The following is a 25,126-nucleotide window of genomic DNA, read 5'->3' on the forward strand; positions in this document are numbered from 1 at the left end:
TTACTCCCCCCCCGGTGATGAAAACTGATCCGTGTACTCAGGGTTCAGGCAATTGTGATCAAGAGCGAATTGCAGTGCCTGTTCCGCTGGCATCGGCTTGGCAATCAGATAACCTTGCCCCATGGTGCAATGAATCTCTTTGAGCGCCTGAAGTTGTTCCTCGGTTTCAATGCCCTCGGCAATAACCTGCATCCCCAACGACTCTGCCATGGTGACAATGGCTCGACAAATAGCGGGTTCCGCAAGTGAGTCCGATCCGTCAACTGAGACGAAGCTTTTGTCGATTTTGAGATAATCCGCGGGAAAATGTTTCAGGTACTTGAGAGAGGAATACCCCGTGCCGAAATCGTCAATTGAGATCTTGGCGCCAGTTGACCTTATCTGTTCCAACTCTTCCAGAGCATTGTCATCTTCCGAGTGTATGTCCACCAGAGTTTCTTCTGTCAATTCTATCTCAAGCATATGCGCTGATATTCTTTCCTTATCCAGAATGGTCTTCAGAAAGGCGCCAAAATTCCCGGGTTTCAGCTGGACCGGAGACACGTTGATGGCAATCGGGTAATCGGATATTCCCTGTTCTTCCCAGCTTTTCAGTAGTTTGCAGGTTTGACGGATAACCCACGCGCCTAAAGGGATGATCAGGCCGGTTTTCTCCGCAACAGGGATGAATTCTGCAGGGGAAACAAACCTCTTGACGCCCCCTTCATCCTCAAACCAGCGGAGCAGGGCTTCAAACCCGATAATCTTCCGGCTGGAGAGGTTCCACTTGGGCTGCAGGTTGAGTTCGCATTCGTTGTGTTCCAGTGCCCTGCGCAACCCTTTCTCAAGCTTAATGTTTTTTTCCAGCTCCGTTTGTAGTCTGGCAGTAAAACACTGAAGACGGTTTATTCCGTGTCGTTTGGCTTCGTAAAGTGCAATGTCCGCTTTCTGCATCAGCTTGATAGGGGTTTTGCCATTTTCCGGATATAGAGCGATGCCAATGCTGGCGGATATGTTGAGTTCATGGCCGCGGATTGCAGTTGGTGGGGATATCGCGTCGAGCAGTTTATTGGCGACCAATACAGCGTCTTCGTAATTGTGAATTTCGTCGACCAGGATCGTGAATTCATCGCCGCCGATTCTGGCCGCGAAGTCTGAGTTGCGAATGACTTTGCGTATGCGATCTGCGATGAGGGTAAGCAGGAGGTCGCCGGTTGGGTGTCCCAATGAATCGTTGATTTCCTTGAAGCGGTCGAGGTCCAGGAAGAGCACCGCCAACTTGCCCTTTTTACGTTCGGCTCGCGCTAAAGATGCCTCCAGCATTTCCTCGAACAACAACCTGTTACCAAGCCCGGTCAGAGGATCACGCTTTGCCATTCGCTCCAGATTGAGTTCTGCGCGTTTGTGCTCTACGGCATGATGAATCGTACGCTCCAACAGTGATGTGGACAGTTCGTTCTTGGGAATGAAATCGGCAGCGCCAAGGTCGATGACTTCATCGTCAATGCGACCTGAATCCGCTCCAGTCAGTACCACAATCGGCTGTGGGATATGCAGTAGTGACGCTTCTTTAAGAAAATCGATGGCCGTGTCGGCGCCGAGAAAATAATCCAGCAGGAAAATGTCGTGACTGTCCTCAGTGAGATATTGCTGGGCCTCCTGAAAATTTTTGATGTGAGTAAGCTGGAAACGAAAACGTTGAGAAGCCGAAAGAAGACTTTCCAGAATGATGAAGTCGGCGTTGTCGTCTTCGATGACGACAACGTTGAACTCATTGTTCGTTGACATCGGGTAACTCCACAATGGAGCACCAGTAACTGTTGAAGACCTTTATCTGACTGACCAATTTTTCAAAATCGACCGGTTTCGATATAAAGGAACTGGCGCCCAGGTTATAGCTTCTGAAAACCTCTTCTTCCCTGTTCGAGGTTGTAAGGACAATGATGGGGAGGTGTCTCAACTCCGGATCATTTTTGATTTCTATCAGGCAATCCCGGCCGTCCTTTTTGGGCATGTTCAGGTCGAGCAGTATGAGATCCGGGAATGGGTGCTCCGTCGGGGTATAGGGGGGATCACGTCGCAGATACTTCAGTAGTTCCTCACCGTTTTCCACGAAGTACAGGGGATTTATGGATCTGCTCTCCAGAAAGGCCTCCTGGGTGAGCATGCGATCCAGAGGGTCGTCATCGGCCATTAATATGGTGATTGGTCTCATGCGGAGAAAGGCCTCATATCACTGATGGGCAGATCGATCTGGAAGGTAGAACCCTCCCCGAGCTGACTTGTCGCGTTTATCTGACCACCATGCCGCTCGATGATCTTTTTGCAAATGGCGAGCCCCATACCAGTGCCTTCATATTCGTCTCGTCCGTGAAGGCGCTTGAATACCTCGAATATCTGGTCCTTGTATTGCGGGTCAAAACCAATGCCGTTGTCCGAGACGGTTATCCGGTATCGGTTATCGGAGACGGGGCCTCCGGAAACCCGGATGACGGGAGGCTTGTCCGGTGACCGGTACTTCAGAGCGTTGCCTATAAGGTTCTGCATCACCTGTCGGAGCTGGGATCGATTGCCCGACACCGAGCCACTGATGTCTTTTTCTATGTGGGCGCCGCATTCGTCAATTCGGAGTTGCAGATCCCGTTCCACTTCATTGGTCAGCTCTGAAAAAGAGACTCTCTCAAAATCACGACTCTGCGTTGTCACCCGGCTGTATGCCAGAAGGCTGTTTATCAGGGCTTCCATTCGCTCGGCGGCATCGCGGATGTATGAGACAAACTGCTCTCCCTTCTCGTCGAAACTCCCGTAACGGCCGGAGGACAAAAGCTGTGTGAATGACATCAGCTTCCTCAGTGGCTCCCTCAGATCGTGAGATGCGATGAAAGCAAACTGTTCCAGGTCTTCGTTTGATCGCTCGAGCGCAAGGGTCTTGGTTTTTTCTTTCTCCTCTGCCGCACGGCGGTGTGCGATTTCCATTTCCAGTTGTTTCTTCGCCTCAAGCAGTTCCTTTACATGACTCTGAAGCTCATTGCGGGCCGAGCGGAGGTTGTTCTCAGATACTTTCCGAAGACCGATTTCGGCCTGTAAATCGTTGTTGGCCTGCTGGAGTTCCAGGGGGCGGGGCAGCGCGAGCGCCTTGGGAATGAGTGGCCATATCAAGGCTGCTGTGAGGAGGGAAACAATGGCGGTGATCGCTTTGACTGCACCGGAGAGATAGTAGTCACCATTCCATATGTTCCAGACGGCCAGTAAGTGGGTAGTGCCACAGGCAAAAATGAATATGGCAAACAGGACGAACATCCACTGATATTCCAGATCCTTTCGCTTGACCACCAGAACGTACAGGGCGATGGGAATTGTGAAATAGGCCATCGCTATCAGGACGTCAGAAATCGAATGCAACAACACCAGGTCAGACCGCCACAAGTAGCAATGGCCGTGCCCCATAAAGGTCACGTCAAACCACTCATGCAATTCGTTAGCGTGAACAGTCATCAGTGGCTCCTTTTGGCTGTATCCACCGCCCGGGCATCCTCGAATCAAATGCCATGAGTGTGGCGGGTTCCCCTTGCTTCAGGGCATACCTATACAGTCTAGTACCAGATGCTGTTTTTATCGTTGTTTCATATTAACGCTTGACGCTACGTTGCCTTGGTTTTCCGGGCTTTGGTCTTTTGCGGGAGGGCGAAATCTCTTTGTTCCCGGGTTTACGCGGTTTTCCGGGCGCCCCGGAGGTTTTCTCGGGACGTTTCCGAGGGGGGCGCTGATCATTTTTTCGCATCTTCTTTTGCGGCGCGGGCGGTGCTTCCGATGTTGAATGACGGATAGCACTAAAAAGATCTGCCAGTTCCTGTTGCGTCAAATCCCGCCATTGACCCACCGCAAGCCCTTTCAGGCTGACGTTCATGATGCGGATACGTTCAAGTTTGGTAACTTCGTAGCCGAAGTGCTCACACATCCGGCGAATCTGCCGGTTCAACCCCTGGATCAGGGTGATGCGAAAGACAAAGCGGGATTCCTGGTTCACTTTGCACTTTTTCGTCACGGTACCGAGTATCGGAACACCGCTGGCCATTCCCTGGATGAATTCCCTGGTAATGGGTTTGTCGACGGTGACCAGGTATTCCTTTTCGTGATTGTTCCCCGCCCGCAGTATCTTGTTGACCAAGTCCCCGTTGCTGGTCATGAAGATCAGGCCCTGGGAATCCTTGTCCAGTCGTCCGATGGGGAAGATCCGTTCGCTGTGGCCAACGAAACGCTGGATGTTGTGTTTTTCTGCGCTGTCGGTGGTGCTGACAACGCCAACCGGTTTGTTCAGGGCGATAAAGACCAGGTCTTCTTCCGAGCGTGGCTCGATAAGCTGGCCGTTCACCTTGACCGTATCGCCCGGTAGTACCTGGTCGCCTACGGTCGCGCGCTTGCCATTGATGTAAACGTTACCCTGCTCGATGTAACGGTCAGCCTCCCGGCGCGAGCACAGGCCGCTCTCACTGATGTATTTGTTAAGGCGGGTGGTATTTCCGGAGGCCATGGGGGTCCTGTGATGGATGAGCTTACTCTCGTTATCGGGTTGCAGTGCGCATGATAGCAGGGTCTCAGGAATGCGTCAGTGGCGGCCGTTATGTGCAAATATGTCATAAATGGTCAAATCTTATAAATGCGTGAGATATTTCACTGTCAGGAAGGTAACATTGTGAATGTTCCGTCACTTTTCCCCTAAGGGGTGCCTTGCCAGCCATGCCCGTCCAGAAAAACGTCAACATGCTCGTTACGACTTCTCAGGGTTTGTTGCCGTTTATTGAATCCTTGCCTGATGCCGTCATCATCACCAACGCAGACCATAAGATCGTACTGGTTAACGCCCGCGCCGGGGAAATGTTTGGTTACCCTGCGGATGCTCTGGCAGGCTCCGACCTGAAAATGCTCATTCCGGAGCACCACCGGAATGCACACAGAATGAACGTGAAGGGTTATTTCCGGGCGCCCCATGCCCGCCCCATGGGGGAGGGCAGACGGTTTTCCGGGCTGCGCGCCGATGGCACGCAGGTGCCGGTCGATATCATGATCAATGCCATCATGTTGGATGGGGTTCGGGTCGCCATGGCTCTGGTCAGGGATGTCACCTACCAGCGAGAGCTGGAAGACCGGCTGACCCTGGAGTCACTGACTGACGAAATGACCGGTTTCTATAACAGGAAGCACTTCAAGGCCCAGCTCAAGGCGCAGTTCTCCGCATTTGTTCGTTCGGGCATACCGGCTTCCATCGTCATGTTCGATTTTGATAACTTCAAAGTCATCAACGATCAATACGGCCATGCGGGCGGGGATAGGGTGTTGATCGATGCCGCGAAGCTTATTATGGAAGACCTACGGCCTTCTGACGTTGCCTGCCGTGTCGGGGGTGAGGAATTTGCGATCATTTTGCCTAACGCTCAATTGCAGGAAGCCGTCGCGTTTGGCGAGCGGGTACGCAGGCTGATAGAAACCGTTTGTTTCAAGATGGATGGCGTTACTTTCCATGCCACCATTACCGTGGGAGTGGCTTCCTTCACATCGACAGACAAGTCATATGATTCGCTGATGAAGAGGGCGGACAACGCCCTCTATGCCGGCAAAGCGGCCGGGCGCAATTGTGTTATATCCCAGGATTCTTTAACGTAAGGCTCATTTGGATGGCCAGACGGGATACCAGAGCCATCAAACATTGAGCTGAGCTATGCTGAAAATCTCCAACGCCGTTGAACTGGCTGACTGGGAAATCGAGATCACACAGATTCGCGCCCAGGGCGCCGGCGGCCAGAATGTGAACAAGGTGGCGTCGGCCGTACACCTCCGTTTTGACATCCTTCACTCCACCTTGCCGCCGTTCTACAAGCAACGACTGATGGCTTTATCCGATCAGCGCATCAGTAAAGACGGCATTGTTGTGATTAAGGCACAGTCGTTCCGCACTCTGGAACTCAATAAGGAAGACGCTCTGGAGCGCCTGAAGGAGCTGATTCAGGAAGCCGTGAAGCAGCAGAAGGCCCGTCGCCCCACGCGGCCTACGAAGTCTTCCCAGCGTCGCCGTGTTGACAGCAAAACCCGGAAAGGAAAAACCAAGGCGCTCCGGGGAAAAGTGGATCTCTGATGCCTGGTTTTCTGATGTGTAAAGGATGCTCTGCTCATGCCCGACCTCCGGCTCGAAGATCTCTCCATTGGCTCTCTGAACAGTGTGTCCATAACCGTGCCGGCAGGAGAAGTCGTGTGCCTGTCTGGTCGTTCCGGGAGTGGTAAGAGCCGCCTGCTGAGAGCGGTGGCGGATCTGGACGCCCACGGTGGCTCTGTCTGGCTGGGTGATACCGGGCAGGGTGATGTCCCGGCTCATCAATGGCGGCGGCAAGTATTGATGGTTCCTGCGGAGAGCCAGTGGTGGGCCGAGCGGGTGCGTGATCATTTTCCCGTTGATGTCGACGCAGGCAGTCACACCTCTCTCCCGCTGGCGGATCTTGGGCTTGATGAAAACGCCCTGGAGTGGTCGGTGAGCCGCCTGTCTTCCGGCGAGAAACAGCGCATGGCGTTATTGCGGGCGATGGCCATGAACCCGTCCGCGTTGTTGCTGGACGAACCCACCGCGAACCTGGATGCAGACTCGGTGGCGTTGGCGGAACGCTGGTTGCTGCGGGAGATCGCACATCGGCAACTGTCGGTGCTTTGGGTCGCCCACGACAGGGAACAGATCCGCCGGGTTGCCCACCATCACTTCGCGATTCGCGGCCACACCCTGGAGGCATGCTGATGGATGTCATCGACCTGGCTTGGTGGAAGCTGGCGCTGGCCGCTGGAATGATTGTGCTGCTGGCGATCTTTACCCATCTGAGCCGCCTGGGCGTGACCAGAAGCCTGTTAATTGCCAGCCTCCGCACCGGTATTCAACTGGCGTTGATAGGGCTGGTGCTGGAAGTGTTGTTTGCTTCTTCCGGGTTACACTGGATCGCGCTGATGGCCCTGGTTATGTTGCTGGTAGCTGGCCGGGAGGTCATGGCCAGGCAGCAACGCCGCCTGACCGGCGGCTGGGCGTTCGGCATTGGCACCGGCGCCATGTTTCTGTCCTCGTTTACGGTAACCGTGCTGACCCTCACGGTAGTGATTGGTCCCGACCCCTGGTATGCGCCGCAATATGCGATTCCGCTGCTGGGCATGATGCTCGGCAACACCATGACCGGCGTGGCCCTGAGCCTGGACCGATTAACCGAAGCGGTGTGGCGGCAGCGCGCAGTCATTGAGAACCGCCTGATGCTGGGGCAGCCCTGGCAGCAGGCAGTGGGGGATATCCGTCGGGATGCCATGCGCAGCGGCATGATGCCTTCGATTAACGCGATGGCGGCAGCGGGTATTGTCAGTTTGCCCGGGATGATGACAGGGCAAATCCTGGCGGGCAGCCCGCCGGCAGTGGCGGTGAAATATCAGATCCTGGTGATGCTGACCATTACCGTTGGCACCGGTTTTGGCGCCCTGATGGCCGTGGCATGGGGCAGTCGCCGCCTGTTTGATGATCGGGAACGGCTGCGTCTGGATCGGCTCTCAGGTTAAAGGCGTGCATTCCGCTTCCCCGGCGTTGGTGTTATAGTATAACAATAATTTCCCGCGCCACCCTCTGCGAGTCGCTTCATGAAGACACCGATCCCTACCAATCTGATCCTCGGCTTTCTGGGGGTTGGTAAAACCACCGCCATACTCGATCTGCTGAAGAACCGGCCGGAAGGCGAAGTCTGGGCAGTTCTGGTCAATGAGTTTGGTGAAGTCGGGATTGACGGTGCCCTGCTGGAAACCGAGGGGGCGTTTATCCGCGAAGTACCCGGAGGCTGCATGTGCTGTGTCGCCGGGCTGCCCATGCAGATTGGTCTGAACCAGTTGATCCATAAAGCCAGGCCGGACCGCCTGCTGATTGAACCGACCGGCCTGGGGCACCCTTCGCAGATTATCGACACCCTGACCAGCGAACACTACCAGGACGTACTTGCCCTTGGCCCGGTGATCAGTCTGGTGGATCCACGCCGCCTGGAAGAGCCCCGGGTGGTGGAGAATGTGCAGTTCCGCGATCAGGTGGCGGCAGCCGATATCCTGGTGGCTAACAAGGTTGATGCCTGTTCCCCGGAGCAGTTGTCTGCTTTCGATCAGTGGGCAGCGAAGCTGGAACCGGCCAAGCGCGCGGTCTTTCACACCAGTTTCGGGCGTCTGGCACCGGAATGGCTGGACGGCTGCACCGACCTGCCGGAAGTCACATCGCCACAGGCCCACCATCACCACAACCACCAGTCGAAGCCTGATCCTGCGGTGCCTGTCAGCGAAGAGCCCTGGCAACGGGTGAGCAATGAAGGGCAGGGCTATTTCAGTATTGGTTGGCGGATTCATCCGGATCTGGTGCTGGATGAGAATGGCCTTATGGCAATGGCCCTGGATGATCGGCTGTCGCGCTTCAAGGCAGTGGTCCACTGCTCCGACGGTTGGCGTGCGGTGAATATGGCGGACGGCGCTCTCTCTGTGGTTGAGGCGGAGTCCAGGGAGATGTCACGGATCGAGATGATTGCTTCTCGGGCGTTGGATGAAGATGAGTTCGATCAGCAACTCAGGGCGTGTGCCGGCATGCATGACGGGCGCTAGTTCGGGCCCCCCGAAAAGGTTCGCGGGGCCCGGTGTTGCCTAGTGGCCGTAGATGCGCATGGCCGTGTTCTGGACAGACAGGTTATCCAGGGCCACGGAGCCGATGGATGTGCCGCCTACCAGAACCTGACCAATCTGCATGTCGGCCTCGAAGGTATTGATGTCAACCGCCAGGGATGAGTTACCCGCAGCGTTGCTACCGTTGTAGACGTCCATGTCCACCTTGGCGCCAAGTTGCGTGATGATGGGGTTGTCCGGATCGTAGTTGGCGCCGGTCAGGCGCAAGTCACGGATCCCCATGGCAAGGAAGGGAATGTCCATATCCATATCATCAATGGCGAACAGGGTTTGCAGGTTCAACACGTCGGTTTCGGTGTCCACATTGATCTTCAGTTCGGTGAGGATGCCGTCAATCGACAGGTTGTCTGCGATCAGTGTGCTGTCGGTATGGCCCTGAAGGGTCCAGCCTCCGGTGCGAACGGAGAAATCGATGGGGGCTGCGACCAACGGGAAGACGTTGATCTGGGCATCGCCGTCATCAAGGATGTCGATTTCGATCTTGATGTTGTCGATCAGGTCGCTGCTTTCGCCAAACAGGAGCGGGCGGATCGCCGGGTCGTCGAATTCCTCGAACATGTCGGTGCGGTCAGCACCGCCGATGAAAATATCCTTGACCGACAGTGAGCCTTCATCGGTATAGATAAACTCATCCATGGTGACCTTGGTTTCCAGCTCAATGGTCACACCGGCCTGGCCGGTGATGTTGCCCATGTGAGAGTCTCCCAGGGGTTTGAGGTCAGCGTAGCCGGCCAGTGGCAGAGCCGCCACAGCCAGTGCCAGTGTTGCTTTCTTCAGGCTTTTCATTGTGTTGTTCCTTGTTGCTGTTGTTGTTATGGCCTGCCAACCGGAGTCGGCTGGCAGGCCCGGAGAAAACCGTTTCTCCGTTTCTTCCTTAGGGCGCCGGGGTCAGTGACAGGTCAATGGTATTCCCGGAACCGGTCAGGAACTGGTTGAGGACGTCGGTCAGCAGCCCGCATTTCTCCAGTGGCGGCAGGTCATAGACGCCAGTGACATCGCCGCCTGTGGCTGGTGAGAACGTTGTGCCCTCGTTGGATTCAAGGTTGATGTTGACCGGCTCAATGGTGCGGCAGTCATTTCCGCCACCCACGCGGATGGGCAGGCCGAAGAGCTTCATCTCCACTTTCGGTACCTTCACATACAGCCTGGAGTTGGCGGTCAGCGTGCCGTCGATCAGGGTGCCGGTGGTCGTCTCGGCCTGCTCGAATTCAACGTCCGCGTCGGCTTTCAGCTTGCTGAACAGCAATTTGATTTCGAACTGGCCGCTGGTGGGTTCCAGGTCAAGGTCGGCCTCAAAGGTACCGCTGGACAGTTCCAGTTCAGTGGCGATGCTGCCGTTCAGGGGCAGGGTGCTGTCGGATGACTTGATGTAGGTGGAACCTTCAAGGTCCAGCAGCAACTCCAGAATATCGCTGGCGCCGCTATCGCCATAACCGCTCAGATCCACGCTGATATCGGGGTTCTCCGGGTCGTCCGAGGTGATTCTCAGGACCGCGTTGCGGGTGCCCTCGGAGGACGCGGTAAAGCTGACCTCCACGGAACAGCTCTGGTCGGGAGCGACGGTGGTGCAGTTGTTGGTTTGCTGGAACTCACCGCTGTCGGCCCCTTCGATTTCGATGCCGTTGATCAGCAGGGTTTCATTGCCGGCATTGCCGATGACCACTTGCGCTGCGGCGGTTTCACCAATCAGAACACTGCCAAGATCGAGGCTTTCCGGGGTCACGGAGATCTCCGGCACCGGCGCAAGCACACTCTTGCCGCTCAGGCTGACGTCCACGGCGGGGTTTTCCGCGTCGCTGGACTCGATGGTCAGAGCCGCGCTCTGTTCGCCCTCACCACTGGGGATATAGGTCACGGTGACATCGCAGCTTGATGACGGCGCAATCGTGGTGCAGCTGCTGGTTTGCATGAACGCGCTGCTGTCGGCACCGCCGATACTGATGTTGTTGATGCCCAACTCGGCATTGCCGGTGTTGGCAATCGTAACCGTTTCTTCGGCAGTCAGACCTGCCTGGACGTTGCCAAAGGCGATCTCCTCGCGATTAACGCTGATGCGGGGAGTCTCGACCTCGTCTTCCACCACCTGGACCGTCTGGAGGACATTGTCCTGCCCGGGATTCTGGGTGCAGTCGGAGGTGAATTCGCCAATCGGCGCCGGCGCAATATCGCCATTGGCGGTGCGGGCAATCATGTCCAGCTGCAGGGTGCCGACGGTAATCAGCGCTTCACCGACATCATCATTATTGAAGGTGATGGCGGGTGATACCCCTTCGGCCGGAATGGTGAATTCGCCGGGTTCGTTGGGAATCGGGGAAGGCGGGATGGTCAGCGGCACCGTGAGGTCCATTTCCCGGTTCGGGGTGACAACGGTGGTCTGGTTGATCGCCGTGCCTTCGATGGTTTCGGAGCCAACCAGCTTTAGGCCGGTCCGGGAATCCTCGTTGACCACGGTCAGGGCCTGGATGGTGAACTCCGGGGTCGGGTCGCCCACGGTTTGCTGGGCCGGAATGTCGGCGCTGATTTCCGCGCGGATCGGCTGGTCACCAATCAATGGAAATGGGCAAGTGAATTCCAGTTCGAGGGACACGGGTTCGGCCAGCGCCTGGCCACCACCTGTCATCAGTGCAGCCGCCGCAACGGCCGGTCCGAGCTTGCGGACCATCGAATTGTGATTCCTGAGTTTCATGAGTTCGTCCTCTGTAAGGCTAAAGTCGTCGTTGTTGTTGTGGGTTGCAGACATCACCGATGAGGACTGCTGTATCGGTCTTGCAATGAATTCCCCGCCCCGGCAGCGGAAGCTGGCGGGGCGGGTACTATTTGGCAGGGGAGGGTGCCGCGGGGTCATTGCCAGGGCCGGCGAGGTTTTTGTTCAAAGCGGAAGATGGGTGTAAAAAATGTTGAATTCGTGACGCCCATCAAACCAGATGTGTACTCAGGGGCGGGGCTACCTGCTGTCCCGGCTTTGGCGACGAACGTCACCCGGTGTTTGCCCCGTCCAGGAGCGGTAGGCCCTGGTGAAGCTGGCCTGGTCACTGAATCCGAGCTTTTCAGCAATGGATTCCAGAGAAACACTGGTGTCCCTGAGGTACAGCGTGGCGAAGTTTTCGCGGATGTTATTGCGCAGTTCGCGGAAGGACGAGCCTGCTGCCGCCAGGTGCTGGCGCAACGAGCGTGTGCTGATGCCAAGCCGGCGGGCGATGTTCTCGGTGGTACAGGGGCGCCCCGGTTGACTCATGATCATCTCGCGCACCTGCATCACGGTTTCATCCTGCTGCTCTTCGTTCTGCATTGGATGAGCGCGGCTACGGGCAAGAATAAATTCGAGGCCGGCGTCATCGGTGCGGATCGGCGTACCCGAGAGCGGCATGATGATTTCGCTGTCGCCGGCCTCAAACCGGAATTCACAATCGGTGGCAAGCAATTGCCAGGGCTCGGGGCCGAGTCTGGAGGGGAAGTCGAAGGCCACGCTGAAGTGGCTGCAAACCTGCGATGAAATGCGCAGAATGCTACCCATGTAGATCTTGGTGAGACAGGGGCGGAGGTCACCGAGCCCCCAGGTGTCGATCAGGCGGATCCGGAAGGTGGCGCCGGTGGAGCTCAGTTCCATGTCCATCAGCGGCAGGCCCACGCGCAGGTACTGTACAATCATGCTGATCAGACGCCGGGGGTTTTCCTGTCCCAGCACGGCGAAGCCCAGCAGTCCGTGGGCGGGCAGATCAAGCTGTTGGCCAAACTGGAAGGGCGCGCGCTCATCCCCCATCAGCCACTCGGCCGTGCCCAGCAGGTCCATAACCTGTTGCATGGACAGGCTGGCATCCGGATTATCCAGCAGTTCGCTGGTAATATCGGTGTCCTGCAGGATGGCCTGGCGCTTGACTCCCTTGCTTTCCATGAAGTGAATAAAGCGGCGTGCATAGCGTGCGGAAATAATGGGTACTTCGAGTGCCACGCGACTGGAAGTTTCCATGGATCTGTCCCTGAAAAATAATGACCAGTATACGCATGGGTTATTTCGGTGAATTTGCGGGTTGATCACGGTTTCCGTGTCATGGCCGGATATGACAATGAAAGATTCTTAACATTGCCGGGAGATTCCTTGAACTCAAAGATACCAGAGCCGGATAGCCGTTCCCTGACGTGTCCCGTATGCGAAAACGGGGAGCTGCGGCAGTTTCAGCGGGTGCGGGATACCCTGTACCACCGCTGTCCGGTATGTGAGGCCACGGTAATGGATGCCAGCGACTGGCTGACGCCAGAGCAGGAGCGGGCGGTTTATGATCTTCACGACAATGATCCCGACGATCCCGGCTACCGCCGGTTTCTCTCGAAACTGACGACGCCGCTGCTGGATCGTTTGCCCGCAGGGGCCCATGGCCTGGACTTTGGCTGCGGGCCGGGGCCGGCCCTCGCCAGGATGATGGAAGAGGCGGGTATGACGGTCAGCCTCTACGATCCCTTCTTCTATCCGCAACCGGCGACCCTGGAACAGCGCTACGATTTTGTCACCTGTACCGAAGTGGTGGAGCACCTGCACCAGCCGGGCGCGGTGTTCCGCCAGTTGGACCGGTTGGTTAAGACTGGTGGCTGGCTGGGTGTCATGACCTGTTTCCAGACCGAGGATAGCAAGTTCGCCAACTGGCACTACCGCCGCGATCCCACCCATGTGGTGTTTTATCGTGAAGCGACCATGGCCTGGCTGGCGGAAAAGCTGGGGTGGACGATGGAGGTGCCGGTCAAGGACGTGGTTCTGTTCCGTAAAATATGACTGACTAACGGTCCAGCGGGATGGGACAGCGAATAACCGGGCAACGGGGGCTTTCGGCGCTGTTTGTATTACTGACTGGGCCGGATGGCGCGTCAAAGCGCTCTGGCGCCAATTCCGCCGCACACATCGCGGCTGATCTGGCCTGACCGGGGCAACCGGTTTTTTTCAGCGCCTCGGACAGGTTGTTCCAGCCCGGCGCCACCTCGGGAAACCGCCGGGTCATTCGCTGATAGTGCCGGATGGCGTTTGGCCAGTCGGCTTGTGCGTAGGCGATATTGCCCTGTCCCATCAGCGCGGCGGGCTGATCCGGCCAGGCTCCTTCCGCTGTCTTGTAAGCCGACATGGCCGCAAATGTACGCCCGGTGGTTTCCAGGTCATTGGCGGCCATCAGGTAGTCCAGGGGTTCTGCCGTGGCAGGCAGCTGATCCGGTTTCATCACCACCGCTGACCATCGGTCGGCCCGGCTCCAGGTGGTGGCAAATACTTTCAGGCTTTGTTCGTGGCGGGCCCGGGTATCGGTATGAAGGATGATCTGGCGTTCCTGCTGATCAAAGCCGATCACCACCGCAAAGTGCCATTGCGGCCACCAGTCGAATCCCAGATTCTGCATGACCAGCACCGGATTGCCGGCGGCTACTTCGGTGAGCAGGCTTTCCAGCGTGCCATCCAGTTCGTAGACCAGCATGCCGTGACTTCTGGCCCCCGCCACGAGCTCTACTCGCAGACTGCCCTCGCGCTCCGGCAGGTAGACCAGTTCTTTCAGTACTTCGGGGTTGGTCTGCAGGCCCCGGGTATTCAACATCATCGCCAGGGAGGCGGGGCCACACTGGTAGCGCTCCTGGGGATAGAACGGGACGGAGTCGAGGACGAGTCGCTGGTGAAGGTCAGCCTTGCTGCCTTCTGCGGTTTGATCCGGCCATTTTGGGCTGCTGGCGCAGCCCGCCAGAACCGCCATCAGCACCAGGCTGAGGGCGGTTGCGGACAGGTAGCGGCAAAGATGGGTGGTCACTGGCTGTCGGCGCAATCCTAGCGAATACAGTTAATGAACGAGAAAATGTTCGTCGCACACAGCATGTCGGTGATGATAAAGACCAGCAGGAACAGGACGATCACGCCCACGACCCCTTCGCCGACTTCCGCCTGTGCCAGTTGCTGTTCAAATTCCGCCAGCTCGGACGGTGTCAGGTTCTGGATTCGTTCTTCCACCACGTCCTGGCTGACGCCCATGTCTGCCAGTTTGTCCTTCACCTCCTGCTGCTCAAGCATGTTCAGGAGGGATTCGCGGTCCAGCTCGGCACGCTGTTCGGTCAGGAGTTCTCCGGTGCCAATCACGTCGGCAGTTGCGGCGGATGACCATACCGTTGTCATGGCCATCAGGATGGCCAGAAAGAACGACACATGTCTCAGGTTCTTGCGAATTGTCTGCATCCCTAACTCCTGCTCTTATAGATAATCACCTGATAAATACGATAGAGCAGTTCGCTGTTTGATAGCAACTTGATGAACAGCCCGTCACTTTGCGCATCCGGCCTGCGTTCAGGCCTGCCGAGGATTGCAGGGCGGGTTACCATTTTGTCAGCAAGCTCCTGACACGCCTTCTGAATCCTGTCTCAGAACGTGGACATCCCGGTGGCCTCCATCAGGCGATAGCGCCAGTATTTGAATCCGGACTCATCCGCCCAGGTTTCATAGGGGTGGCTGAGTACGGGGTCCGATTCAGGGCCGTGCTGCCAGTGTCTTTCGAAAAAACGGACCGCATCGCTGGCCACTGCCGAGGAGCGGGATGTTCGCAGGCGAACACTGGTTTCCAGATTCAGGTCATCCAGGTTGCGTCGGGTGAAGTTCGCCGACCCGAGCAGGATATCCGCCGAGCCTTCACGGCCACGCCTGATCAGCAGCTTACTGTGGCATTGTTCCCCCCGGGTATGGCACCAGCGCACCGGTATGCCGGCGCTAACCAGTTCAGCAGCCACCGGGCGATTGGGAATGCCGTTCTTTTCATGGCCAAAGGCATCGTTGTTGGCGTCCAGCAGCACCCGGATGTCGGCCTCGCGCTGGTGAGCGTCGGTCAGCGCCTGGATAATCCGCCGATGAGAGAGATAGAACATCGCCAGGTCGATACGGTCGCCGGCGCTCGCAGATTCGATGATGCCAAGTGCGCTGGCCAGTATGGCGGATTCGGTGACCACCTGAATGGAGCCTTCCGGCGCCTGTTCGGCAGGAACGCCCTGAGCCTGTCGGATTTCGGCAATGGCGTTATGGATGAAGGGGGCTTCAACGCCCGACATGGCCAGGACCGCCTGCTCGTTTTCCAGTAAATCCGCCACCGCCGGCCCGGTGAAACTCAGGCCGATATTGCTGTGACGACTGCTGCCATCGTGAGGGTTGGCGGAGGTGACCAGACCACGTAGGCGGTCGTCGTCATCGGTGACAATCAGTTTGCGGTGGTTGGCCTTGAAATTGGGCAGCGCCAGGTAGCTCCGCAGGGTGACCGGGCCGCCTTTCAAGGCGTTGGGCAGCCAGCCGCCATCCGGTGAATTACCCAGCCACTGGCAACACACCCGCCAGATCGCGGACCAGGCGGGATTGCTGTCCCGGAGTCTGGCAAGGTTGGTTTCCACCACGGTGATACCTGCTTCGTTCAGAGCGTCGAACCAGGGCGAGCGGGTACCACCGTAAAAGGTATTGATGGGATCCGAGATCACCACAATGCGGATGTCAGGGACCGCCTGTTTGCGCTGAATCAGGGCTTCGGTGAGCTGGCGAGCGAGTGGCCGGTATCCGGTAGCGCCGTCCGGTTTGCTGTCGTTGAACAGAAACATGTCCACGAGGATGAAGCGCTCGGCATTGGCGATCTGTCGCAGGACCTCATCGAAAATGTTGTGTTCGAGCCGGGTACTGCCGTCGGCATTGTGCACCGTGACGTCAGTCAGCAGTTTCGAGTCCCTTAATGGCGCTTCCGATCCGAGAAAGCCGATGCCCGCGGGAAGGGGCTTCAGAGTGTGGTACAGGCCGGTTCCGGCCACAAGCAACAACAACGCGGCGATTACTAACTTCACTGTCATGGGCAAGCTTCCTGGCTCCTGAGACAAAATCCCGAAAACTATACTGCACTCAGTGCCCATTCGTCTTTCTTCCCCCTGCGTGACCGTGCTCTGTCACACGTGATGGTCGTCCCAGGCCAACAAACACTTACAAAAAACTGCCCCTGTGCCTCTATCGCCTTGGGCCAGGTATTTCTACACTTGTCAGATCAATCAGTTACGACAATAACGCCTGTGAACGCAATTGCATATCTAGGTTCCCGCTGTTTCAGCCTCCGAGTACTGGTGGTACTGCTGGCGCTGATTTTCGCTGTGGCGGGGGATCATCTGCCGATACTCGCCTGGGTGGACCAGGTACTCTTCAGCCTGTTGGGTAGCTCGTCCGCAGCAGCCCCCGTCCTGATGCAGGATCTGCGCCCGGAAGCCTTCGTCACCGCCCTGGAAAACCGGGGCCTGTCAGAGCCCTACTGGTCGGCAATGACGTTGCGGGCTGGATTGATGGCGGCTGCGCTTTATCTGGTGTTGGCCGTGCCCGCCATGGGTGCGTCGGTTGCGCTCCCGGTGACGCTGCTGATCGCCGGCGCGCTGGTGGTCGTGCAGGCGGGTTTCATGTTCTACCGCAGTACCTGGTTGCCGCTGGGCGAAGTCGTAACGCTACTGCTTGGCGGGTATCTGATCATGTTGTTCTGGCTGCAACCTCACCGGGAGGTGCGGGCATTGACAGAGAATGTGCGGGCCGCACGAATCCGGCTCGGGAAGGTCCTGCTGCAGCAGGGAAATACGGACGAGGCGCTGGCAGCGCTTGATGAATGTCCTGTCTCGGTGGAGCGACTGGAGTTGCAATACGAGATCGCGCTGCAGCAGGAGCGCAAACGTCATTACGACAAAGCAGTGGTGTCATACCGCGACATACTGCGGCACCGGAAAGCTTTCCGGGACGCGCGTGACCGTCTGGCGGCACTGGAGAGTCTGCAAGGGGGTGGCGGTGGATTCACTGCCGGCCACTTTGACAGTACCCGGACCCTGGTTATGCCGGAGAGTGCGGTCAGCCGTCCAACCCTTGGTCGTTATGAGATCGAGCGGGAGATAGGCCGGGGTGCCATGGGTGTGGTCTACCTGGGAAAGGATCCCCGTATTGCCCGAACCGTAGCAATCAAAACCCTCGGTTATCAGGCGTTCGAGGAAAAAGAACTGGCCGACCTCAAAGCACGCTTTTTCCGTGAGGCCGAAGCCGCCGGACGATTGAATCACCCGGCCATTGTGACAGTCTATGATGTGGGCGAGGAAACGGATCTCGCCTACATTGCCATGGATTATGCTCAGGGCCGTCCCTTAAGTGATTTTGGCCGGGCAGGGGGGTTGCTGCCGCTGGCCACCACGCTGGATATCGTGGCCCGGGTGGCGGATGCTCTGGAATATGCCCATGCCCGGAAGATCGTGCATCGGGATATCAAGCCGGGGAACATTATTTACAATCCAGACAGTGGCGAGGTGAAGATTACCGATTTCGGTATCGCGAAAATCGCCGATGATTCCCGCACCCGAACCGGCAGTGTGATGGGCAGTCCCCTGTACATGTCACCCGAGCAGTTGAAGGGGCAGAAGGTGTCGGGCGCGTCTGATATCTATAGTCTGGGGGTCACCCTGTACCGGTTGGTCAGCGGTGAGACGCCGTATCAGGGAGACACCCTTGCCAGCCTGACATACCAGATTCTGAACAGGCGACCACGGAGTGTGAGGGAGTATAATCCGGAGTTGTCCAACGGTGTGGTGCGCCTGATCAACAAGGCCATTCAGCGGGACCCCGACAAGCGATTTGCCAGTGCCGCTGACATGGCGGAAGCGGTGCGCCGGCTCGCGGTACGGGAAGCAAGAGAGGAAGCATCCTGATGCTCTACGATATTTCCGGTCTCAGTGACATCGGCACTGCCCGCCGCTCCAATCAGGACGTGGTGGCCTGGCGCCTGAGTCACGATGGGCGCCAGGCATTGCTGCTGGTCGCTGATGGTATGGGTGGACATTATGGCGGGGAAATTGCCAGCCGGCTGGCGGTGGACACCGTGCTGGGTTCGATGGCGCCCAGGCTGGCGGAGCCGGCCTCCAGTTACGCGAACGTGGGGGACGACACCATCGCCATGATGCTCCGGGACAGTGTGACTCGCGCCAACGACAGTATCATCGCCGGCCGGGCAGGCAATGACAGCCTGGACAAGATGGGGACAACCCTGGTGATGGCGTGGGTCATTGACGGCAAAGCCCACATTGCCCACGTGGGCGACTCCCGGTGCTACCTGCTGCGCAACGGTCATGTCGACTGTCTCACCCGCGATGACACCGTGGTCCAGAACATGCTGGACGATGGCAGTATTACCGAAGCGGATGCACCGTACGTGCCCTTCCGTAACGTACTGACCCGGGCGCTGGGCGCTTCGACGTCGGTGGAGGCGAGTTGCCAGTGTCTTGAAGTAGGTTGCGGAGACAGGCTGCTGCTGTGTTCCGATGGCCTGACCAATGCCCTGCCGGACCAGCAATGGCCGGGCATCCTGGAGAAGCATGAGCGCACGCAAAGCGCGGTGGAAGCGCTGGTCGCCGCCAGTCTGGATAACCAGGCTGCTGATAATGTTTCCGTTGTTGTATTGACCCTGATCTAGCCGAGGAGCCTGTAGTATGGCATCACTTTCACAGCTGGTTGATAACGTGGTGGTTAACACGTTTGAAGTGAATCAGCCGGAGATTCGCATCGGCCGCAAGGCCGACAATGACATTCGCATCGACGAAATTTCCGTCAGTGGTCACCATGCGGTGATTGAGTCCGTCCCCAATGTCTACCTTGAGGGAACCGTGGACTACTACATCACCGACAGCGACAGCACTAACGGCACATTCGTCAACGAAATCCGCATTGATGAGCGCCAGCGCCTCAACAGTCACGACGTTGTCCGTATCGGCTGGAATGAGTTCCGTTTTGTTGACGAGAACGAAAACGCCCTCGAAAAAACCGCCTACATACTGGACTGACGGCCCAGTCCCTCACCGCAAGTTCCGCGAATCGCGAAATCAGCCCGGTGGCCTCCGGGTTGTTGCATGGCTGTTCCCGTGGATGTGTGCCCGCCGTGCCCTTGTCTTATTGTGTCATGTGTAAGCAGGCTGCTGGTGTCTATATCCGTGCGGTAAGCCTTTGTAATGTGTTGTAGTTCTTATGCACATGTCACACACACCGTCGAGTCTCTTCTGTATATTCACCACATTATTGACGCGAATTGTGGTGATTTATGAACGGTTATTTGGCGGCTCCTGCGCTTTTGATGTCTGCGGTATTCCTGACAGCCTGTGGCGGAGGGGGCGGCGGAAGCAGCAGCTCCTCGGACAGCGGTCGTTCCTCGGCGGTGGCCAATGACTCCGAAATCTCTCAGGAAACTCAGACCGGAGGCGCTGAGACCGTAGTGATCGCCGGATGCGAGGTGGACCAGTATCAGGCTGACATGCTTGAAAAGGTGAATGCCGCCCGTGCTTCGGCCCGAAGCTGTGGATCAGAGCAGTTTGCCGCCGCCGAACCGCTGACATACAACTGCCCGATTGAAGGCGCGGCCACTCATCACAGTAATGATATGGCTGACCACAATTTCTTCAGTCACACAGGTTCCGACGGTCTGCGTGTGGGCGCCAGGGTGACGGCAACGGGATACGAGTGGTCGGTTGTCGGTGAGAATATTGCCGCCGGCTATGACGATGTGGATACCGTTGTTCAGGCTTGGCTGGACAGCCCGGGACACTGTCGTAACATCATGGATTCCCGTTTCAGCCAATTCGCGGTTGATCGGGTGGACGCCACCGGCGCCGATTACGAAAACTACTGGACCCAGGTGTTCGCAACGCCGCGATAACCGGTCAGACATAAAAAAGCCCCGCTGCTCGTGAGATCAGCGGGGCTTTTTTGTGGCCCTGTGTTTACTTGGGCAATTCCGCGTTGTGATAAATGTTCTGGACATCGTCCAGGTCATTCAGCATGTCGCAGAACTTCTCGAACATCGCCACATCATCACCTTCCACCGGTGTGGAAGTCTTGGGCAGGAACTGGATTTCGTCCACCTCGAAATCAATGTCCTCGATGGTATCCACCAGCGCCTGTCTGGCCTTGGCGTATTCGGTGTTGGGGGTGAACACGGTGATCAGGCCGTTCTCGTTTTCGATATCCGTGACGTCCACATCGGCGTCCATCAGCGCTTCCAATACTGCTTCCTCGTCGTCGCCGTTGAAGGCGAAGATGGCGCAGTGGTCGAACATGTGGGCAACGGCGCCAGGGGTCCCGATTTTGCATTTGGTCTTGGTGAACGCGAGGCGAACATCACCGAAGGTGCGGTTCGGATTGTCGGTAAGGCAATCTACAATCACCATGCAATTGCCGGGGCCGTAGCCTTCGTAGCGGGCCGGGGAATAGTCTTCACCGGCGCCACCCTTGGCTTTTTCGAGCGCCTTGTCAATGACGTGTGACGGCACCTGATCTTTCTTGGCACGGTCGATCAGTCCACGCAGGGACAGGTTGCCGTCCGGGTCGGTGCCGCCGGACTTGGCTGACATGTAGATCTCGCGCCCGTATTTACTATAGACCTTGGTTTTTGCGGCGGCCGTCTTGGCCATGGAATCTTTGCGGTTTTGATAGGCTCTGCCCATTGCACTGCCTCATTGATCGTTCGGAAAGGGTCGGATTCTACCCAACAAACGGATCGGGTTACAGCTTTCTTGTAGAGGAGTCAGGACGGCGGGAAGTGATGAAAAGGGGGACAGCATCACCCTGCTGTCCCCCTTAGTGTGCCACCTGGGATTACGCCTCGGCGGCTTCCCTCTGGTTGAGGTTTTCCCGGCCCCGGCTCAGCAACTGGTGCTCGATGGCCGTGGTGAGCTCTTCCTTGTCGACGATGTAGGCGGGATCGTCAGTCATTCCGAGAACCCGTCTGATCCACGGTGTTTCGGTCACATTGACCCGGAATACCAGCCTGGGGACGAACTGGTAAGTCACGTCGTCTTTTTTCCAGGTTACGACTGGCGCCCGGTGATTGTGTCCCATGGGGTCCTTCTGTTCCTGCTGGCTGTATTCATTCTGCCAGCCAACGTGCAGGTCAGTGACGCCGGTTTTCAGTTCAATCGCCCGTTCCTGGGTCAAACCAATCAAACGATTTGTGTTGATGCTCATAGTTGAGCCTCCTTATTCAGAGAAACAAACAAAAAATGGAACCCTATGGGTGCTTTTTTGTTACGGGCCTTCCTGGCCGCGCTCTATTGTGTGTACAACTGTACACAGGTGTTGCAGGAAAAGAATAGTGGGGATAGATCTGGAGGCCTGATATGACAATGCGGATACTACTTACGGCCGGCAGTGGCCGGCCGCCTGAGCGCCTGGTTACGCCAGTTTGGGTACGCGTTTGATACCTTTGCGGATACCCTGTTCCAGTGCGGCACTGACCACCTTGCCGGTGAAGGGAACAATGTCCTCGAAGGTGATGGTGTAGTTCACCCGCGTTACGCCTTCACCGGCATCCTCAAAGCGGATGCGGCCCATGTGGTTACGGATCGGGCTCATGCTGGTGATGGTGTATTCAATCAGAGAGTCCGGCTCGAAGCCGATCACGGTCTCTTCCAGGCTCAGTGGACCAATGCCGATTTTGCGCACCGAGCCGATGCCGTTGGGGTCGGCCTGGTCGCTGTCCTGGATGCGCTTGACCGGTGCGCCCAGCAGTTTACCAAAGCGGCCGTGGTCGGCGAACAGTGCAAAAACCCGGTTTCGGGGTACGTCAAAGGTTTCATCTATTTCAATGGTATACATGGCCATGGAGTCGCTCTTTCTTATAAAAAGTTGCTGTCGGATTAGATGGAGCCGTAATCCGACAAACTATTGTCAATGGACACTAGCCTATCGTTCCGGAGGCTACAACAAAAGTCGTAGATGCCGGCGGACCGAACCTTGGCCTGAATCGCACGGTGCCGGGGCTCCGGCCCTCAGTGCCGGCTGGTGTGCCGGTAGTCTCTCGGGGACTGCCCCATGACTTTTTTGAACAGTCTCGAGAAGTAATAGGAATCGTCATATCCCAGGCGCCGGCTGATATCGGCAAAACTCAGGCTGGTGGTGTCCAGCATCTGGCAGGCCCGCTCCACCTTCAGGTGCAGGAAGTGCTGGATGGGGGAGGTGCCGGTCTGTTCCCGATAGCGTGTGGCAAAGTGGGCCGGAGACAGGCCCGCAAGGTCGGCCAACTGCTCCAGTGATACCCGCTCGTCCAGGTGCTCCCTCATATAACTGTGAATGGTATCCAGCTCCGTCTTGCGTTCATGGCTGGTTTCGTCGGCATTCAGTGGCACGGCGGCCAGTAACTGGCGGAGTCGGTTGGCCGCGTGGATCAGGCCCCGGGTGCGAAACCCCGTCTGCCGCACAGACAGCAAGCCGTTGAAGTCCACCAGCAGTCGTGGCTGGCGGCCCAGGTGTCGTATCCGGGTGTTGTCGAATCCCATGTAATGGCGGAAATCCTCTGCCAGTGGCCCGGTGTAGTGCACCCAGTGAATGGTCCATGGATTGTCCGGGTCAGCGGTGTAGCGGTGGGACGCGCCGGCGGGTAGTAACAACAGGTCGCCAGCTTCCACGGTATAAGCTTCTCCCTCGACATTGAGGAAGGCCTGGCCTTCGGTGCAGTAAATCAAAAGATTGTCGTGGTGGTGCTCCCGGTGCATGTGATGCCCCGTGGCCCGCCGATAGTGGCCAAACGCCAGCGGGTACAGGTCCCGGGTGAGTGGATAGGTAGACAATAGTCGTATGATTGGCGCGGGAACCACATAACGGATGCTGTCTGCCGGTACCGGCCACTGGGAGGTCTGAGTCATGGACGTGCCGATTTATTGGTGCGTGATCGAAAGATAATCCATCACGAACGAAATTTAGTCAATCGGTGCAGTCTGAATTCCTGTGCTAGCATCAATTAAAACATGGTCGTCCACCTGTAGGTCGGGCGGCTCCCACCCGTACAACAACAAGCAGGGAACATACGATGAAGAACGTACCACTGTATCTTGCAGGTGAATTTGTTCAGAGCCAGGCCAGTGAATGGATTGATGTCACGGATCCCGCGACCAACGAAGTGATCGCCAAGGCCCCGTGCACGACCGACGTGGAAATGCGAAAGGCCATCGACAGCGCCAGCGAAATGTTCAAGACCTGGAAGGAAGTGCCAGTCTCCGAGCGTGCCCGGGTCATGCTGCGCTACCAGGCGCTGCTGAAAGAGCACCACGACGAGATTGCCGAAATTCTGTCCAAGGAAACCGGTAAAACCTTTGACGACGCCAAGGGCGATGTCTGGCGTGGCATTGAAGTGGTGGAGCACGCCGCCAACGTGGCTTCCATGATGATGGGCGAGACGGTCGAGAACGTGGCGCGGGAAGTGGATACCCATTCCTGGATCCAGCCGCTGGGTGTCTGTGCCGGTATTACCCCGTTCAACTTCCCCGCGATGATCCCGCTGTGGATGTTCCCGATGGCCATTGCCTGCGGTAACACCTTTATCCTGAAGCCGTCCGAGCAGGACCCGATGACACCGATGCGCCTGGCTGAACTGTTTGAGGAAGCCGGCGCGCCCAAGGGCGTTCTGCAGGTGGTCCACGGTGGCAAGGAACAGGTCGACGTACTGCTGACCGATCCGGCCATCAGGGCAGTGTCCTTCGTCGGTTCCGTGCCGGTCGGTCGATACATCTACGAAACCGGTACCCGCAATATGAAGCGTGTACAGAGCTTCGCTGGCGCCAAGAACCACATGGTGATCCTGCCGGATGCCGACAAGCAGCAGGTGATCAATGCCCTGGTGGGCGCCTCTGTTGGCGCGGCCGGGCAGCGTTGCATGGCGATTTCCGTGGCGGTGTTCGTGGGCGAAGCACAGGAGTGGATTCCGGAACTGAAGGAGGCCATGGCGAAGGCTCGTCCGGGCGCCTGGAACGATTCCGGTGCCAGCTACGGCCCGGTCATCAGCGCCAAGGCCAAGGATCGTATTGAATCCCTGATAGCCACCGGTGAAGCCCAGGGCGCCAAGCTGCAGTTGGATGGCCGTGGCTGCAGCGTTGACGGTCTGCCCGATGGTAACTGGATTGGCCCGACACTGTTCTCCGGCGTGACCCCGGACATGGACATCTACAACGAGGAAATCTTCGGGCCGGTGCTGTCCTGCGTGGAACTGGACAGCCTGGGTGAAGCCATCGAGCTGATCAACAACAGCCCGTACGGCAACGGTGTGTCGATCTTTACCAATTCCGGCGGGTGCGCCCGTCGCTTCCAGCACGAGATCGATGTGGGCCAGGTGGGTGTGAACATTCCCATTCCGGTACCCCTGCCGTTCTTCTCCTTCACCGGCTGGAAAGGCTCGTTCTACGGTGATCAGCATGCCTACGGCAAGCAGGCGGTGCGTTTCTATACCGAGACCAAGACCGTGACTTCCCGCTGGTTCTCCAAAGAGGCGACAGCGACGTCCGAAGCGAACTTCTCGATCCAGCTGCGTTAACAGCGTTGAAGGTGGGTGTTTGGGCCGGAACCCGTTTCCGGCCCTGTAGTGGCACAGAAAGTTTCTCCCACTGACAACAAGCCTCTCAG

The 25,126-nt window shown here is 57.4% G+C and carries 25 protein-coding genes; 11 read left to right on the forward strand and 14 right to left on the reverse strand.

Annotation, left to right across the window (positions count from 1 at the left end; all coding sequences use genetic code 11):
* The 4 genes from ACQUWM_RS06750 to rluF form a co-directional block, all read right to left on the reverse strand.
* On the reverse strand, nucleotides 1-1,767 hold the full coding sequence (locus ACQUWM_RS06750) for a putative bifunctional diguanylate cyclase/phosphodiesterase (protein ID WP_428921599.1): 1,767 nt from the start codon (nucleotides 1,765-1,767) through the stop codon (nucleotides 1-3).
* Nucleotides 1,751-2,194: a response regulator gene (locus ACQUWM_RS06755; protein WP_428921600.1), complete on the reverse strand. Its 444-nt coding sequence runs from the start codon at nucleotides 2,192-2,194 to the stop codon at nucleotides 1,751-1,753. The genes ACQUWM_RS06750 and ACQUWM_RS06755 overlap by 17 nt, the downstream gene beginning before the upstream one ends.
* A complete protein-coding gene (locus ACQUWM_RS06760; RefSeq protein WP_428921601.1) occupies nucleotides 2,191-3,474 on the reverse strand; it encodes a sensor histidine kinase in 1,284 nt (427 codons plus the stop codon). Before ACQUWM_RS06760 ends, ACQUWM_RS06755 begins: the two co-directional genes overlap by 4 nt.
* A 133-nt stretch (nucleotides 3,475-3,607) precedes the next feature.
* Complete coding sequence (gene rluF / locus ACQUWM_RS06765; RefSeq protein ID WP_428921602.1) at nucleotides 3,608-4,510, reverse strand: 23S rRNA pseudouridine(2604) synthase RluF; 903 nt, start codon at nucleotides 4,508-4,510, stop codon at nucleotides 3,608-3,610.
* A 206-nt stretch (nucleotides 4,511-4,716) separates the two neighbouring features.
* Here rluF and ACQUWM_RS06770 point away from each other — a divergent pair, with 206 nt between their 5' ends.
* The 5 genes from ACQUWM_RS06770 (at nucleotide 4,717) to ACQUWM_RS06790 (ending at nucleotide 8,622) form a co-directional block, all read left to right on the forward strand.
* Complete coding sequence (locus ACQUWM_RS06770; protein ID WP_407001989.1) at nucleotides 4,717-5,640, forward strand: GGDEF domain-containing protein; 924 nt, start codon at nucleotides 4,717-4,719, stop codon at nucleotides 5,638-5,640.
* Between the two features lie 55 nt (nucleotides 5,641-5,695).
* On the forward strand, nucleotides 5,696-6,109 hold the full coding sequence (gene arfB / locus ACQUWM_RS06775) for an alternative ribosome rescue aminoacyl-tRNA hydrolase ArfB (RefSeq protein ID WP_406988570.1): 414 nt from the start codon (nucleotides 5,696-5,698) through the stop codon (nucleotides 6,107-6,109).
* 36 nt (nucleotides 6,110-6,145) lie between these two features.
* Entirely contained in the window at nucleotides 6,146-6,757 is a 612-nt protein-coding gene (locus ACQUWM_RS06780; RefSeq protein ID WP_428921603.1) for an ABC transporter ATP-binding protein, read from the forward strand.
* A complete protein-coding gene (locus ACQUWM_RS06785) occupies nucleotides 6,757-7,551 on the forward strand; it encodes an ABC transporter permease (protein ID WP_407001987.1) in 795 nt (264 codons plus the stop codon). Before ACQUWM_RS06780 ends, ACQUWM_RS06785 begins: the two co-directional genes overlap by 1 nt.
* Nucleotides 7,552-7,629: 78 nt before the next feature.
* On the forward strand, nucleotides 7,630-8,622 hold the full coding sequence (locus ACQUWM_RS06790) for a CobW family GTP-binding protein (RefSeq protein WP_407001986.1): 993 nt from the start codon (nucleotides 7,630-7,632) through the stop codon (nucleotides 8,620-8,622).
* 39 nt (nucleotides 8,623-8,661) lie between these two features.
* On the opposite strand, the gene ACQUWM_RS06795 is transcribed toward ACQUWM_RS06790, so the two are convergent.
* The 3 genes from ACQUWM_RS06795 to ACQUWM_RS06805 form a co-directional block, all read right to left on the reverse strand.
* Nucleotides 8,662-9,486 (reverse strand): DUF6160 family protein, encoded by an 825-nt coding sequence (locus tag ACQUWM_RS06795; RefSeq protein WP_407001985.1) that lies wholly within the window; start codon nucleotides 9,484-9,486, stop codon nucleotides 8,662-8,664.
* Nucleotides 9,487-9,574: 88 nt separating this feature from the next.
* Entirely contained in the window at nucleotides 9,575-11,440 is a 1,866-nt protein-coding gene (locus ACQUWM_RS06800) for a choice-of-anchor D domain-containing protein (RefSeq protein WP_428921604.1), read from the reverse strand.
* Between the two features lie 204 nt (nucleotides 11,441-11,644).
* Entirely contained in the window at nucleotides 11,645-12,667 is a 1,023-nt protein-coding gene (locus tag ACQUWM_RS06805; RefSeq protein WP_428921605.1) for a helix-turn-helix domain-containing protein, read from the reverse strand.
* Nucleotides 12,668-12,796: 129 nt separating this feature from the next.
* Between ACQUWM_RS06805 and ACQUWM_RS06810 the strand changes: the two genes are divergently transcribed.
* Nucleotides 12,797-13,465, forward strand: coding sequence for a class I SAM-dependent methyltransferase (locus ACQUWM_RS06810; protein WP_428921606.1), 669 nt, complete (start codon nucleotides 12,797-12,799; stop codon nucleotides 13,463-13,465).
* 4 nt (nucleotides 13,466-13,469) lie between these two features.
* Here the strand turns inward: ACQUWM_RS06810 and ACQUWM_RS06815 are convergent, their stop codons facing one another.
* The 3 genes from ACQUWM_RS06815 to ACQUWM_RS06825 form a co-directional block, all read right to left on the reverse strand.
* Nucleotides 13,470-14,474 carry a PA2778 family cysteine peptidase gene (locus ACQUWM_RS06815; RefSeq protein WP_428921607.1) on the reverse strand — a complete coding sequence of 335 codons (1,005 nt, stop codon included), beginning with the start codon at nucleotides 14,472-14,474 and terminating at the stop codon, nucleotides 13,470-13,472.
* A gap of 17 nt (nucleotides 14,475-14,491) precedes the next feature.
* On the reverse strand, nucleotides 14,492-14,893 hold the full coding sequence (locus ACQUWM_RS06820; RefSeq protein ID WP_428921608.1) for a PA2779 family protein: 402 nt from the start codon (nucleotides 14,891-14,893) through the stop codon (nucleotides 14,492-14,494).
* Between the two features lie 182 nt (nucleotides 14,894-15,075).
* A complete protein-coding gene (locus ACQUWM_RS06825) occupies nucleotides 15,076-16,530 on the reverse strand; it encodes a phospholipase D family protein (RefSeq protein WP_428921609.1) in 1,455 nt (484 codons plus the stop codon).
* A gap of 213 nt (nucleotides 16,531-16,743) precedes the next feature.
* Between ACQUWM_RS06825 and ACQUWM_RS06830 the strand changes: the two genes are divergently transcribed.
* The 4 genes from ACQUWM_RS06830 (at nucleotide 16,744) to ACQUWM_RS06845 (ending at nucleotide 20,393) form a co-directional block, all read left to right on the forward strand.
* Nucleotides 16,744-18,399 carry a protein kinase domain-containing protein gene (locus tag ACQUWM_RS06830; RefSeq protein WP_428921610.1) on the forward strand — a complete coding sequence of 552 codons (1,656 nt, stop codon included), beginning with the start codon at nucleotides 16,744-16,746 and terminating at the stop codon, nucleotides 18,397-18,399.
* Nucleotides 18,399-19,160 (forward strand): PP2C family protein-serine/threonine phosphatase, encoded by a 762-nt coding sequence (locus tag ACQUWM_RS06835; RefSeq protein ID WP_428921611.1) that lies wholly within the window; start codon nucleotides 18,399-18,401, stop codon nucleotides 19,158-19,160. Before ACQUWM_RS06830 ends, ACQUWM_RS06835 begins: the two co-directional genes overlap by 1 nt.
* Before the next feature lie 16 nt (nucleotides 19,161-19,176).
* A complete protein-coding gene (locus ACQUWM_RS06840) occupies nucleotides 19,177-19,527 on the forward strand; it encodes an FHA domain-containing protein (RefSeq protein WP_407001976.1) in 351 nt (116 codons plus the stop codon).
* Between the two features lie 254 nt (nucleotides 19,528-19,781).
* Nucleotides 19,782-20,393, forward strand: coding sequence for a CAP domain-containing protein (locus ACQUWM_RS06845; RefSeq protein ID WP_428921612.1), 612 nt, complete (start codon nucleotides 19,782-19,784; stop codon nucleotides 20,391-20,393).
* 64 nt (nucleotides 20,394-20,457) lie between these two features.
* On the opposite strand, the gene ACQUWM_RS06850 is transcribed toward ACQUWM_RS06845, so the two are convergent.
* The 4 genes from ACQUWM_RS06850 to ACQUWM_RS06865 all read right to left on the reverse strand — a co-directional run bounded on the left by ACQUWM_RS06850 (nucleotide 20,458) and on the right by ACQUWM_RS06865 (nucleotide 23,376).
* Entirely contained in the window at nucleotides 20,458-21,180 is a 723-nt protein-coding gene (locus ACQUWM_RS06850) for a YebC/PmpR family DNA-binding transcriptional regulator (protein ID WP_428921613.1), read from the reverse strand.
* A gap of 151 nt (nucleotides 21,181-21,331) precedes the next feature.
* The gene (locus ACQUWM_RS06855; protein ID WP_407001971.1) at nucleotides 21,332-21,700 is read right to left on the reverse strand and encodes a hypothetical protein; all 369 of its coding nucleotides are present in this window, start codon (nucleotides 21,698-21,700) and stop codon (nucleotides 21,332-21,334) included.
* Nucleotides 21,701-21,907: 207 nt separating this feature from the next.
* Nucleotides 21,908-22,336, reverse strand: a complete 429-nt coding sequence (locus tag ACQUWM_RS06860) for an SRPBCC family protein (RefSeq protein WP_407001970.1) — start codon at nucleotides 22,334-22,336, stop codon at nucleotides 21,908-21,910.
* Between the two features lie 167 nt (nucleotides 22,337-22,503).
* Complete coding sequence (locus ACQUWM_RS06865) at nucleotides 22,504-23,376, reverse strand: AraC family transcriptional regulator (RefSeq protein WP_406988600.1); 873 nt, start codon at nucleotides 23,374-23,376, stop codon at nucleotides 22,504-22,506.
* Nucleotides 23,377-23,540: 164 nt separating this feature from the next.
* On the opposite strand from ACQUWM_RS06865, the gene ACQUWM_RS06870 reads away from it, so the two are divergent.
* A complete protein-coding gene (locus ACQUWM_RS06870; RefSeq protein ID WP_428921614.1) occupies nucleotides 23,541-25,037 on the forward strand; it encodes a CoA-acylating methylmalonate-semialdehyde dehydrogenase in 1,497 nt (498 codons plus the stop codon).
* The last annotated feature ends 89 nt before the right edge of the window (nucleotides 25,038-25,126 follow it).

Source organism: Marinobacter sp. DUT-3, from assembly GCF_050379435.1.
Lineage (GTDB): Bacteria > Pseudomonadota > Gammaproteobacteria > Pseudomonadales > Oleiphilaceae > Marinobacter.

Coding starts and splice junctions, on each gene's coding strand:
- ACQUWM_RS06755 (WP_428921600.1), bottom strand. CDS start 2,194: ATGAGACCAATCACCATATTAATGGCCGATGACGACCCTCTGGATCGC.
- ACQUWM_RS06825 (WP_428921609.1), bottom strand. CDS start 16,530: ATGACAGTGAAGTTAGTAATCGCCGCGTTGTTGTTGCTTGTGGCCGGA.
- ACQUWM_RS06795 (WP_407001985.1), bottom strand. CDS start 9,486: ATGAAAAGCCTGAAGAAAGCAACACTGGCACTGGCTGTGGCGGCTCTG.
- ACQUWM_RS06800 (WP_428921604.1), bottom strand. CDS start 11,440: ATGTCTGCAACCCACAACAACAACGACGACTTTAGCCTTACAGAGGAC.
- rluF (WP_428921602.1), bottom strand. CDS start 4,510: ATGGCCTCCGGAAATACCACCCGCCTTAACAAATACATCAGTGAGAGC.
- ACQUWM_RS06785 (WP_407001987.1), top strand. CDS start 6,757: ATGGATGTCATCGACCTGGCTTGGTGGAAGCTGGCGCTGGCCGCTGGA.
- ACQUWM_RS06845 (WP_428921612.1), top strand. CDS start 19,782: ATGAACGGTTATTTGGCGGCTCCTGCGCTTTTGATGTCTGCGGTATTC.
- ACQUWM_RS06805 (WP_428921605.1), bottom strand. CDS start 12,667: ATGGAAACTTCCAGTCGCGTGGCACTCGAAGTACCCATTATTTCCGCA.
- ACQUWM_RS06835 (WP_428921611.1), top strand. CDS start 18,399: ATGCTCTACGATATTTCCGGTCTCAGTGACATCGGCACTGCCCGCCGC.
- ACQUWM_RS06790 (WP_407001986.1), top strand. CDS start 7,630: ATGAAGACACCGATCCCTACCAATCTGATCCTCGGCTTTCTGGGGGTT.
- ACQUWM_RS06850 (WP_428921613.1), bottom strand. CDS start 21,180: ATGGGCAGAGCCTATCAAAACCGCAAAGATTCCATGGCCAAGACGGCC.
- arfB (WP_406988570.1), top strand. CDS start 5,696: ATGCTGAAAATCTCCAACGCCGTTGAACTGGCTGACTGGGAAATCGAG.
- ACQUWM_RS06855 (WP_407001971.1), bottom strand. CDS start 21,700: ATGAGCATCAACACAAATCGTTTGATTGGTTTGACCCAGGAACGGGCG.
- ACQUWM_RS06860 (WP_407001970.1), bottom strand. CDS start 22,336: ATGGCCATGTATACCATTGAAATAGATGAAACCTTTGACGTACCCCGA.
- ACQUWM_RS06780 (WP_428921603.1), top strand. CDS start 6,146: ATGCCCGACCTCCGGCTCGAAGATCTCTCCATTGGCTCTCTGAACAGT.
- ACQUWM_RS06865 (WP_406988600.1), bottom strand. CDS start 23,376: ATGACTCAGACCTCCCAGTGGCCGGTACCGGCAGACAGCATCCGTTAT.
- ACQUWM_RS06760 (WP_428921601.1), bottom strand. CDS start 3,474: ATGACTGTTCACGCTAACGAATTGCATGAGTGGTTTGACGTGACCTTT.
- ACQUWM_RS06840 (WP_407001976.1), top strand. CDS start 19,177: ATGGCATCACTTTCACAGCTGGTTGATAACGTGGTGGTTAACACGTTT.
- ACQUWM_RS06870 (WP_428921614.1), top strand. CDS start 23,541: ATGAAGAACGTACCACTGTATCTTGCAGGTGAATTTGTTCAGAGCCAG.
- ACQUWM_RS06770 (WP_407001989.1), top strand. CDS start 4,717: ATGCCCGTCCAGAAAAACGTCAACATGCTCGTTACGACTTCTCAGGGT.
- ACQUWM_RS06820 (WP_428921608.1), bottom strand. CDS start 14,893: ATGCAGACAATTCGCAAGAACCTGAGACATGTGTCGTTCTTTCTGGCC.
- ACQUWM_RS06750 (WP_428921599.1), bottom strand. CDS start 1,767: ATGTCAACGAACAATGAGTTCAACGTTGTCGTCATCGAAGACGACAAC.